The organism is Paraburkholderia sp. Ac-20336 (genome assembly GCF_017105025.1).
Taxonomy (GTDB): Bacteria; Pseudomonadota; Gammaproteobacteria; order Burkholderiales; family Burkholderiaceae; genus Paraburkholderia.
In genome coordinates, this window is the sequence record NZ_JAAGPS010000277.1 from 1 (window position 1) to 2061 (window position 2061).

The following is a 2061-nucleotide window of genomic DNA, read 5'->3' on the forward strand; positions in this document are numbered from 1 at the left end:
AGTGTATATCTTCTAGCGATACCTTCAAGTGCAGTTCTGATTTCTCAAGAACTGTGATATCAACATCATACGGACCCACCCACGACCTCCCTCCTCCTTCACCCTCATCCCCGCCGCCGCGCTTTCCCAGTCCCCGCCCACGAGCCCCCAGCCCCTCTCCATGCGGTCCACCGAGTTCGCGATCAGATCCTTGATCTCCTTGGCCGCGCTCGACGAGCGTTGCGCGAGGCTGCGCACCTCGCCCGCGACGACCGCGAAGCCGCGCCCTTCCTCGCCGGCGCGCGCCGCCTCGACGGCCGCGTTGAGCGCGAGGATATTGGTCTGGAACGCAATGCCCTCGATGATCGAAATGATGTCCGCGATCTTCGCCGAGCTCTGGTTGATGTCGCCCATCGTGCCGACCACCTGGCCGACCACCGCGCTGCCCTTGTTGGCGATCTCCGACGCGTTGGCCGCGAGCGAGCTGGCCTGGCGCGCGTTGTCGGCGTTCTGTTTGACCGTGCCGGTCAGCTGGTCCATGCTCGACGCGGTTTCCTGCAGCGCCGACGCCTGCTCCTCGGTGCGCGACGACAGATCGATGTTGCCCGCGGCGATCTGGCGCGTCGCGGTCGCGATCGACTCGCTGCCGCTGCGCACGCTGCGTACCGTTTCGGTGAGGCTGCGCTGCATTCTGGCGATGCCGTCGAGCAGTTGCCCCATTTCGTCGCGCGACGTGACGACGACCGGCCGGCGCAGATCGCCGGCCGCGATCGCGTCGAAGTGGCCGAGCGCTTCGTCGAGCGGCCGCGAGATCGCGCGGCTCAGCGTCAGATACGACAGCAGCGCCGCAATCACGCCCGCCACCAGCGAGCCGATGCTGACCATGCGGAACAGGTCGAAACTGCCTTGCGCGGAGTCGTAGCCCTGCCTCGCCGAGTCGAACTGGAATTTGCGCAGCGCGTCGTCGGCGAGCGAGAGCGCGTTGTAATCCTCCTGCAGGCCCTTCCCGCTCCCGACCATCTTGTCATGATCGTTCGCCGCGATGACCGCCGCGAACGCGTCCATGCGTTGATGCAGCGCGTCGCGCTTCGCCGTGACGTCCTGCGCGAGCCGGTCCTCATTGGCGTCGCGCGGCAGGTCCAGATATTTTTTCCACCACGTGTCGGACGTCTCGCGCATCAGGCGCGCGCGCTCCAGCGTCGCCGCGACTTCGGGCGAGCCGCCCATGAACGCGGCGCGGTCGAGCACGAGCCGCTCGCGCGCCGTGTACACCTCGGCGTTATCGATGGCGGTCGCGCTCGGCATCGCGTTGGTGAAGGTGTCCTGGTAGGCGCTATTCGAACGGCTGATGCCGAATAAGCCGAAAACGCTGATCGCGACCAGCAACACGGCGAGGAAAGCCATCGTGAGGCCGATTCGCGCCTTGATCGTAATGCCCTTGTTCAACATGGTGTTCCTGTGGCTGTGCAAAGTGAGAGGCGGCATTCGCAGCATGGCGGCGGCGTGACAATCGGGTTCCGGCGCTTTGTTGTGTGCGTGCTTCCAGTCCCGTTTACGGCAGGGCCTTCGCAGACTTGAAGCATTTGAAGCCCGCGACGCTCAAGTCCATGAAAAAAGACGTTGTAAGCAGTTGAAAGCGAGTTGGGCTTTGAAACGGTGAGATCAGGGCAGGCAGCGAGCGCTGGCGAGGCTGGGTGGCGCGTGAGTTTTGAGGTTGCCGCGGCAGAACCCGGGCGCGGGACGCCGGGTGAGGCGAAGCCGGCTGATCCTGTTTTGGCGCAGGCGGAGAAAGCGAGCGGCGTTTTGTTTTTGCCTTGCCTTGCCTTGCCTTGCCTTGCCTTGCCTAGGCGAGGCGAGGCGAGGCGAGCCGGACTCAGGCGAATGAGGTGAAAGCGTCGACCTCGGCTCGCGTCGGAATCGACGGCTGGGCGCCCGCGCGTGTCACCGAAAGCGCCGCGGCGCGCTGCGCGAAGCGGATCGCCGCGTCGACGCTCGCGCCCTGCGCGAGTTGCGCCGCGAAGCCGCCGATGAACGTATCGCCGGCTGCGGTCGTATCGACCGCCGCGACTTTCGGCGCATCGT

Annotated in this window: 2 protein-coding genes; both read right to left on the reverse strand. The window is 65.6% G+C overall.

Annotated features, from left to right (window positions below):
* Positions 1-24 precede the first annotated feature (24 nt).
* Positions 25-1428, reverse strand: coding sequence for a methyl-accepting chemotaxis protein (locus GXB81_RS30985; protein WP_277396824.1), 1404 nt, complete (start codon positions 1426-1428; stop codon positions 25-27).
* Between the two features lie 424 nt (positions 1429-1852).
* Positions 1853-2061: PfkB family carbohydrate kinase (locus GXB81_RS30990; protein ID WP_241016604.1), on the reverse strand; the 209-nt coding region annotated here is incomplete at its 5' end.

What these genes read in the sequence shown, in the direction of transcription:
- GXB81_RS30985 (WP_277396824.1), bottom strand. Translation starts at nt 1,428, where the DNA reads ATGTTGAACAAGGGCATTACGATCAAGGCGCGAATCGGCCTCACGATG.